The sequence below is a fragment of the Pseudoxanthobacter sp. genome (genome assembly GCF_036822375.1).
Lineage (GTDB): Bacteria > Pseudomonadota > Alphaproteobacteria > Rhizobiales > Segnochrobactraceae > Pseudoxanthobacter.
Genome location: NZ_DAISHT010000085.1, coordinates 1 through 9,345 on the forward strand (window position 1 = coordinate 1; position 9,345 = coordinate 9,345).

Sequence of the window (9,345 nt, forward strand, 5' to 3'; positions counted from 1 at the left end):
CGGCGCGGATCGGCTGCGGCTCGATGGTCGGCAGGTCGCCCTGCACGTTGACGATGACGTCGAATTCCGCCTCGGGGTCGACGCGACAGAGCGCCTCGAAGATGCGGTCGGAACCGGATTCGTGGTCGGAGCGGGTCATCACTGCGCGGCCACCGGCCTGCGTCACCGCCGCTTCCACGCGGGGATCGTCGCAGGCCACCACCACCGGGCCGATATCGGCTTCCAGCGCCCGGCGCAGCACATGCACGATCATCGGCACGCCGTCGATATGCGCCAGCGGCTTGCCGGGCAGCCGGGTGGAGGCCATGCGGGCCGGAATGAGCAGCAGCGGGCGGCCAGCCATGGCGCGCGTTTCCCCTGAAAATGACAGTCCTGCGGCGGGCTTCTACCGCCCCGGCCCGGCGTGCGCTCCTTATAGGCGGGGATCGGCCGGAGTTGAAGCGGCTTTCTCGGGCCGCCGCTGCCACCATGCCGCCCTGAAAGGCGGGGCCGCCCCCGTCACCATGCCGCCTTGAAGAGCGCGGCCGGCTCAGGCAGCATCGCCTCCCGGCCGGCGCGAACAGGCCGCCGGCGAGGCAGGGCCGGCACGGCCGCAGCAACAGGCCGGCGCAGACAGACCGACAGCATGCAGAACACGCCCGGCGGCGCCCGCTCCGCCTCCTCCTTCTTCCTCCGCTTCGTGCCCGCCCTCGCCGGCACCCTGCTTTTCATCGCGGTCCTGCACGGCGCCGCCGGCGTCATCTTCCGGCCGGCGACACCGCCGCCCGCGGCAGCCCCCGTCGCAGCAGTCCCCGCCGCAGCACCTGCCCCGGTCGCAGCACCTGCCCCGGTCGCAGCACCTGCCCCCGCCGCAGCGCCTGCCCCCGCCGCAGCGCCTGCCGCCGCCCTTGCCGCCGTGGCACCTGCCGCCGAGGCACCCGCCAGACCAGCGCCCGCCGCGGCGCCGGCAACCGTGGCGGCCGGCGACAGCGCCGCCGGCAAGGCGCTTTCGGCCCGGTGCGCCACCTGCCACAGCCTTGCCGAAGGCGGCCCCAACCGGGTCGGACCGGCGCTGTTCGGCATCGTCGGCCGCCCGGTCGCCTCCCATGAGGGCTTCGCCTATTCCGCCGCCATGCGCCGCAAGGCCGGTGGCGGACAGGCACGCTGGGACGAAGCGGCCCTCGATGCCTTTCTGGCCGAGCCGAAAAAGGCCGTGCCCGGCACGGCCATGAGCTTTCCCGGCCTGCCCGATGCCCGGCAGCGCGCCGATCTGATCGCCTGGCTGAAAAGCCTGCAGCCCGCCGCCCCGGCCAACTGATGGCCGGAAACGCAAACGGCGGGTGGAAAGGCGGCTCATTTTCAGCCCGCGCGGCGAAAAGCGATTGCGCCCCGCGCCGCGCTGGCATCGGATTCGGCGGGGGACGACAGCGAATCAGACCGACGCGGGGGCATACATGATTGTCGAGGGGCGCGAGACCGGATTTGCCGGACCCGTGACATGGCGCAGCTGGCTGGTGTGGGGCACCGCCGCTCTGTTCTATCTCTATGAGTTCTTCGTGCGCGTCGCGCCGTCCTCCATGGAGCCGGAACTGCAGGCGCATTTCGGCCTTTCGGCGGCGGCGCTGGGGGCGGCGGCCGGCACCTACTACATGATCTATTCGCCGATGCAGCTGCTGTCCGGCACGGTCATCGACCGGTTCGGGCCGCGCAACGTGCTGGTGCTTTCGGCGCTGGTGTGCACGGCCGGCGCCTTCCTGCAGATTATCGGCTCCTCGCCCGGCTTTCTGGTGGCGGCGCGCTTTGCGCAGGGCATGGGCTCGGCCTTTGCCTTCGTCGGCACGATGTATGTCGCCGCGGAGTGGTTTCCCCGCTCCATGCTGGCGCTGCTCTCCGGCCTCACCACCTCGCTCGGCATGGCGGGGGCCATCATCGGCAACGCCGGCATCGCCGAAATCGTGGAAACCATGGGCTGGCAGCAGGCCCTGCTGTTTGCCGGGTTCATCGGCATCGCCATCACGCTGCTGATCGCGGTCATCGTGCCCGCCCGCCGGCCCGAACCGGCGGCAGCCGGCCACCCGGAACCGCATATCGCCCCGAGCCGGCCGGGCGTGATCCGCGCCCTGCGGGTGGTCTATTCCAACCCGCAGAGCTGGTATCTGGGCCTCGTCGGCGCCACGCTCTACATGCCGCTGTCGATCCTCGGCGCGCTGTGGGGAGCGGAGTACATTTCCGCCGTCACCGGCGGCACCAAGCTGGAGGCCACCAGCGCCATCTCGATGATGTATGTCGGCTGGCTGGTGGGCGGCCCGGTGGCCGGCTGGGTTTCCGACCGCTTCGGCATCCGCCGCCGCATGCTGATGGTCGCCAGCGCCGCCACGCTGGGCGTGACGCTGTTCATCGCCCTCGTGCCGGAACTGTCGCTGCCGGCGACCTATGGCGTGATGCTGCTGCTCGGCCTTGCCTCCACCTCTCAGGTGGTGGTGTTCGCCGCCGCGGTGGAGCACAACCCCGGCCCCGTGACGGGCACCGCCATCGCGGCCACCAACATGATCATCATGCTGCTGGGCGGCGCCGGCGAATGGGCATTCGGCGAGCTGCTCGACCTGTTCGGCGATGCCCCTGCGGACACCGTCAGCTACCCGCAGGCAGCCTACCATTATGCCATCCTGCTGCTGCCGGTTCTGTCCGCCATCGGCTTTGCCGCCTCGCTGCTGCTGCGCGAGGCGAGCGAGGCCGAGCACATCCATGCCCTGCCCGCCGCGGAAGCCTGAGGGCGGGACGGAGAACCGGAAGCCGGATTAAATTTTCTCCATCCGGGCGGCGGAAAGCACTCTTGCCCCATTTCGGTTCAGAAGCTGTCCTTTTAGGTAGAAGGACACAGCCCTGTCTGCCGCACCGCTGCGGCACGCCCCGACCGAAGGGACCGGAATGCCGCGCAAGACCCCCTCCGCCGCCCGCCCTGCCGCTGTCACCCGCCGGTCGTTCACGACCGGCCTCGGCCTTGGCCTTTCGGCCCTCGTGCTTGCCCGCCCGGCCGGCGCCCTTGCCCAGCAGGCCGGTGCTGCCGCGCAGCCGGCGGCGACCGCTGCACCCGCACCCGCCGCCGCAGCCCCCGCCGGCCCGGTCTGGCACACCGGCGGCGCCCTCATCGGCAAGCCCCGCTACGGCGACGACTTCCGCCATTTCGATTACGTCAACCCGGACGCGCCGAAGGGCGGCCTCGTGCGGCTCTCCGCCGACGGCACTTTCGACACCTACAATTTCGTCATCCCCAAGGGCACGCCGGCCGCCGGCCTCGGTCTCATCTACGATACGCTGATGACGCCGAGCCTCGACGAATCGTCCTCTGAATATGGCCTGCTTGCCGCAGCCCTTGCCTACCCGGACGACTATTCGTGGGTGAAATACCGCCTGCGGCCCGAAGCCCGCTGGCATGACGGCACGCCGGTGACGCCGGAAGACGTGGTGTGGTCGTTCGAGGTGCTGACCAGAAACAACCCGCAGCAGCAATATTACTATCGCCACGTCACGAAGGCGGAAGTGACGGGCAAGGACGAGATCACCTTCACGTTCGATCAGGCCGGCAACCGCGAACTGCCGCACATCGTCGGGCAGGTCTCGGTGTTTCCCAAACACTGGTGGGAAGGCACCGACGACAAGGGCCGCAAGCGCGACATCACCGCCGGCACGCTGGAGCCGCCGCTGGGCTCGGGCGCCTACCGCATCGGCTCTGCCGTGCCCGGACGCACCATCACCTATGAGCGCGTGGCGGACTACTGGGGCGCGAACCTGCCGGTGAACATCGGCGCCAACAATTTCGATGCCATCCGCTACGACTATTTCCGCGACGACACCGCCGAGCTTGAGGCCTTCAAGGCCGACCAGTTCGACTGGCGGGTGGAAAGTTCCGCCAAGACCTGGGCGACGGCCTACGATTTTCCGGCCGTGAAGGACGGCAAGGTGGTGCTGGAGCTGTTCCCCACCCGCGGTTCCGGCATCATGGTGGGCTTCATCCCCAACCTGCGCCGGGCGCAGTTTCAGGACCCGCGGGTGCGCCGCGCCCTCAATCTGGCGCTCAACTACGAGCGCATGAACCGCATTCTGTTCTTCGGCCAGTACCAGCGCATCAACAGCTATTTCTACGGCACGGAACTGGCCTCCGGCGGCCTGCCGCAGGGCCGCGAGCTGGAAATCCTCACCGAGGTCAGGGCGAAGGCACCGGCGGGCAGCATTCCCGACAGCGTGTTCACCACGCCCTACACCAACCCGGTGGCCGAAACGCCGGCCGCCGAGCGCGCCAATTTCGAGCAGGCGATGAAGCTGCTGAACGAGGCCGGCTATGTGATGAAGGGCGGGCAGCTCGTCAATGCCGGCACCGGCCAGCCGTTCCGCATCGAGTTTCTGCTGAACGGGCCGACTTTCGAGCGCGTCGGGCTGCAATACAAGCAGTCGCTCGCCCGCCTCGGCATCGAGCTGACGCTGCGCACCGTCGATTCCTCGCAATATGTGAACCGCGTGCGGGCGCAGGATTTCGACGTGATCTACACCGGCTGGCCGCAGTCGCTGTCGCCCGGCAACGAACAGCGCGCCTTCTTCGGCTCCGATTCCGCCGGCGAGGCCGGCTCGCCCAACTATGCCGGCATCCGCAACCCGGCCGTCGACCTGCTGATCGACCGCATTATCTATGCCCGGGACCGCGACGACCTCGTCGCCGCCACCCACGCCCTCGACCGCGTGCTGCTGGCCGAGGATTATGTCATTCCCGGCTGGACGCTGCCGGCCACCCGCGTGGCGCGCTGGAACCGCTTTGCCCATCCCGAGCGGCTGCCCGACTATGCCGACGGCTTCCCCTCCATCTGGTGGTTCGACACGGCGCTGGCCGGCAAGATCGGACGGATTCCGCAATGAGCGGCAAGGACGCGGCCGGGCCGGGCGGCATGGACCGGCGCAGCGTGATCGTGGCGGCCGGGCTGGGGGCGATGGCCGCGTTCTTCGGGCCGCGCCGGCTGCTGGCGGCAGAAGCCGGCGGCGGCCTGCCGATCACGCCCGCGGCGCTGGTGCCGGCCGGCTCGATGGTGGAGGCGGTGGCGCCGCTTTCGCCCCGCCACGGCCTGTCGGTGTTCGGCGACCTCCGATATCCGCCGGACTTCCCCCATTTCGACTGGGTGAACCCGAATGCTCCCAAGGGCGGGCGCATCGTGTTCATGCCGCCGTCGTGGGGCTACAACCAGAATGTCCAGACCTTCAACACCCTGAACGCCTTCGTGCTGAAGGGCGATGCCCCGCCGCGCATGGAGCTGACCTTCGCCAGCCTGATGACGCGCTCGCTCGACGAGCCCGATGCCGTCTACGGCCTTGCGGCCGAGACCGTCGCGCTCGACGGCAACCGCGCCGTGTTCGCCCTGCGCGACGGCCTGAGTTTCCACGACGGCTCGGCCCTCACGGCCGGCGACGTGGCGTTCTCGCTGCTCACGCTGAAGCAGGCCGGCCATCCCCTCATCACCGAGGTGCTGAAGGAGATGGTCGGCGCGCAGGCCGCCGATCCCGCAACCGTGGTCGTCACCTTCACCGGCCGGCAGACGCGCCAGCTGGTGCAGTTCGTGGCCACCCTGCCGATCTTCTCGCAGGCCTATTACGGCAGCCGCGATTTTGGCGCCGCCACGCTGCAGGCCCCGCCCGGCTCGGGCCCCTACCGGGTCGGCCGGCTGGAGGCCGGGCGCTTCATCGAATATGAGCGCGTTGCCGGCTGGTGGGGGGAGGAGCTGCCGGCGGCCCGCGGGCTCTACAATTTCGACACCATCCGCGTGCCGTTCTTCCGCGAGATGACGGTCTCTTTCGAGGCGCTGAAGAAGGGCGACGTCACCTTCCGCGAGGAGTTCCTGTCGCGCAACTGGGTGACGGGCTACGACTTTCCCGCCGCCAGAGACGGCCGGGTGCGGCGCGAGACCTTTGCCGACGACCGCCCGGCCGGGGCGCAGGGCCTGTTCCTCAACATGCGCCGCCCGCCGTTCGCCGACCCGAGGGTGCGCGAGGCGCTGGGGCTGGCGTTCGATTTCGAGTGGTCGAACAAGGCGCTGTTCTACGGGCTCTATACCCGCACCCAGAGCTATTTCCAGAACTCCGACATGATGGCGGAAGGCCTGCCTCCGGCCGGCGAACTGAAGCTGCTGGAGCCGTTCCGCGACAAGGTTCCGCCGGCGGTGTTCGGCCCCGCCGTGACGGCCCCGGTTTCCGACGGTTCGGGGCAGGATCGCACGCTGCTGCGGCAGGCGGCCCGGCTGCTGGCCGCCGCCGGCTGCGTCAGCCGCGACGGCCGGCTCTGCGATCCGCAGGGGCGGCCGTTCACGCTGGAGTTTCTGGAGAGCGATCCCTCGCTGTCGCGCATCTATCAGCCCTATATCCGCAATCTGAAGCTGCTCGGCATCGAGGCGACCGAGCGCGTGGTGGATGCGGTGCAGTACCAGTCGCGGCTGCGCAGCTTCGATTTCGACGTCACCATGCGCCGCTTCTCGCTGTCGGCCACGCCGGGCGAGGAAATCCGCGGGCTGTGGAGCGCGGCGGCGGCGCGGCAGGACGGCAGCAACAATCTCTCCGGCATCGACAACCCTGCCGTCGATGCGCTGGTGGAGGCCATGGTCACCGCCGGCAGCCGCGCCGACATGACCACGGCGGCCCGGGCGCTGGACCGGGTGTTGCGCGCCCTCCGCCCGTGGGTGCCGGCGTGGTACAAGCCCAGCTACACCGTCGCCTTCTGGGACGAGTTCGGCTATCCGCCCGTACCGCGCTATGATTTTCCCGCCGAGATCCTGTGGTGGAGCAAGACCGCCGCCGGAAACGGCTGACCCGTCCGCTGCCCGACCGCCCGTCCCTTCCCCGTCCTGTTCCAAGCGAGCCACGAGGCCCTGCCGATGAGCGGCTACATCCTGAGACGCCTGCTGCTGATGATCCCGACGCTGATCGGCATCATGGCCGTCAGCTTCGCCGTCATCCAGTTCGCGCCCGGCGGGCCGGTGGAACGGGTGATTGCCCAGATCACCGGCACGGACACCTCGGCCAGCGGACGCATCGGCGGGGGCGGCGGCGACTTCGCCGGCTCGCCGGCCGGCGGCAGCACCACGGCCGGCGGAGCGGAACTGAAATATCGCGGCGCACAGGGACTGGACCCGGCCTTCATCGCCCAGCTTGAAAAGCAGTTCGGCTTCGACAAGCCGCCGCTGGAGCGCTTCTGGCTGATGATGAAGAATTTCGCCACCTTCAATTTCGGCGAAAGCTACTTCCGCGATATCTCGGTGCTGGACCTGATCGCCGAGAAAATGCCGGTCTCCATCACCCTCGGGCTGTGGATGACGCTGATTTCCTACGGCATCTCCATTCCGCTCGGCGTCGCCAAGGCGGTGCGCGAGGGCAGCACGTTCGATGTGTGGACCTCGGTCGTCATCATCATCGGCTATGCGGTGCCGGGCTTCCTGTTCGCGGTGCTGCTGATCGTGCTGTTTGCCGGCGGCTCGTTTCTCAACTGGTTCCCGCTCGGCGGCCTTGTCTCGGATAACTGGGCGAGCCTGTCGTGGCCGGCGAAGATCGGCGATTACCTGTGGCACATCGCGCTGCCCATCACCGCCATGTCGCTGTCGGCTTTCGCCACCACCACGCTGCTGACCAAGAATTCGTTTCTGGAAGAAATCCGCAAGCAATATGTCATGACGGCCCGGATGAAAGGCCTGACCGAGCGCCGCATCCTTTACGGTCACGTGTTCCGCAATGCCATGCTGGTGGTCATCGCCGGCTTTCCCGGCGCCTTCATCGGCGCGTTCTTCTCCGGCTCGCTGCTGATCGAGACGATTTTCAATCTCGACGGTCTCGGTCTGCTCGGCTTCGAATCCGTCGTCAACCGCGATTACCCGGTGGTGTTCGCCACGCTCTACATCTTCTCGCTGATGGGCCTCATCATCGGGCTCGTGTCGGACCTTGCCTATACATGGGTCGATCCGCGCATCGATTTCGAAACGCGGGAGGTGTGAGGCGATGACTAACGCTGCTGCCGCCCTTTCCGCCCGGCCGGCGAAGAAGAGCCGGCTTTCGCCCCTGAACCGGCGCCGCTGGCAGATCTTCCGCGCCCACAAGCGCGGCTACTGGTCGGCCGTGATCTTTCTGGTGCTGTTCTTCGTCACGCTGTTTGCCGAGGCCATCGCCAACGACCGGCCGCTGGTCGTCTCCTACAAGGGCGACCTGCTGTTCCCGGCGCTGGTCGATTATCCGGAAAGCCGGTTCGGCGGCTTCCTGGCCGTCACCGACTACCGCGATCCGTTCATCGAGGACGAGATCCGGCAGAACGGCTGGATGGTCTGGCCGCCGGTGCGCTACTCCTACCGCACCGTCAACAACGAGATTCCGGTGCCGGCGCCCGCCCCGCCGTCGTGGACGATGACGAAGGCCGAACGCTGCTCGCAGATGCCGGGCGGCGTCGACGATCCCAACTGCACCATCGGCAACTGGAACTGGCTCGGCACCGACGATCAGGGCCGCGACGTGCTGGCCCGCCTCATCTACGGCTTCCGCATCTCGGTGGTGTTCGGGCTGGTGCTGTCCATCCTCTCCTCGGTGGTGGGCGTGGCGGCCGGCGCGGTGCAGGGCTATTTCGGCGGCTGGACCGATCTGCTGTTCCAGCGTTTCATCGAGATCTGGAGTTCGATCCCCACGCTCTACCTGCTGCTGATCCTCTCCTCGGTGCTGGCGCCGAGCTTCTGGGTGCTGCTCGGCATCCTGCTGCTGTTCTCCTGGGTGGCGCTGGTCGGCGTGGTGCGGGCGGAGTTCCTGCGCGCCCGCAATTTCGAATATGTCAGCGCCGCCCGCGCGCTCGGCGTCGGCAACTTCACCATCATCTGGCGGCACCTGCTGCCGAATGCCATGGTGGCGACGCTCACGTTCATGCCGTTCATTCTGAACGGCTCCATCACCACGCTGACATCGCTGGACTTTCTGGGCTTCGGCCTGCCGCCGGGCTCGCCTTCGCTGGGCGAATTGCTGTCGCAGGGCAAAGACAACCTGCAGGCCCCCTGGCTCGGCATCACCGGCTTTCTGGTGATCTCGCTGATGCTGTCGCTGCTGATTTTCGTCGGCGAGGCGGTGCGCGATGCTCTCGACCCGCGCAAGACGTTCCGGTGAGGTCGGTTCGCCGGACGCATTCCGGTGCGCCCGTTGCGCTGCGCCCGATATCTGCGTCCGGCGGTGCTTTCTGCACCCGGCGGAGATGACAGGGCCGCCCGTCCCTTGCTAAAGCCGGAGGCAGAAGCGCCAGCCGCCGATGAGACAGCGCCCTCCCGCCGGAAAAGACATGCCCGTGGAAGACATGCCCGTGGAAGACATGCC

Annotated in this window: 7 protein-coding genes; 6 read left to right on the forward strand and 1 reads right to left on the reverse strand. The window is 68.3% G+C overall.

Annotated elements, in window-relative coordinates:
• Nucleotides 1-343: NTP transferase domain-containing protein (locus V7067_RS09855; RefSeq protein ID WP_334175722.1), on the reverse strand; the 343-nt coding region annotated here is incomplete at its 3' end.
• Between the two features lie 609 nt (nucleotides 344-952).
• On the opposite strand from V7067_RS09855, the gene V7067_RS09860 reads away from it, so the two are divergent.
• The 6 genes from V7067_RS09860 (at nucleotide 953) to V7067_RS09885 (ending at nucleotide 9,141) form a co-directional block, all read left to right on the forward strand.
• Nucleotides 953-1,297, forward strand: coding sequence for a cytochrome c family protein (locus V7067_RS09860; protein ID WP_334175723.1), 345 nt, complete (start codon nucleotides 953-955; stop codon nucleotides 1,295-1,297).
• Nucleotides 1,298-1,433: 136 nt separating this feature from the next.
• Nucleotides 1,434-2,750, forward strand: coding sequence for an MFS transporter (locus V7067_RS09865; protein WP_334175724.1), 1,317 nt, complete (start codon nucleotides 1,434-1,436; stop codon nucleotides 2,748-2,750).
• A 157-nt stretch (nucleotides 2,751-2,907) separates the two neighbouring features.
• Nucleotides 2,908-4,887: an extracellular solute-binding protein gene (locus tag V7067_RS09870; protein WP_334175725.1), complete on the forward strand. Its 1,980-nt coding sequence runs from the start codon at nucleotides 2,908-2,910 to the stop codon at nucleotides 4,885-4,887.
• Nucleotides 4,884-6,821 (forward strand): extracellular solute-binding protein, encoded by a 1,938-nt coding sequence (locus tag V7067_RS09875; protein WP_334175726.1) that lies wholly within the window; start codon nucleotides 4,884-4,886, stop codon nucleotides 6,819-6,821. Before V7067_RS09870 ends, V7067_RS09875 begins: the two co-directional genes overlap by 4 nt.
• Before the next feature lie 66 nt (nucleotides 6,822-6,887).
• Nucleotides 6,888-7,997 (forward strand): microcin C ABC transporter permease YejB, encoded by a 1,110-nt coding sequence (locus tag V7067_RS09880; protein WP_334175727.1) that lies wholly within the window; start codon nucleotides 6,888-6,890, stop codon nucleotides 7,995-7,997.
• Nucleotides 7,998-8,001: 4 nt separating this feature from the next.
• Nucleotides 8,002-9,141, forward strand: a complete 1,140-nt coding sequence (locus V7067_RS09885; protein ID WP_334175728.1) for an ABC transporter permease — start codon at nucleotides 8,002-8,004, stop codon at nucleotides 9,139-9,141.
• The last annotated feature ends 204 nt before the right edge of the window (nucleotides 9,142-9,345 follow it).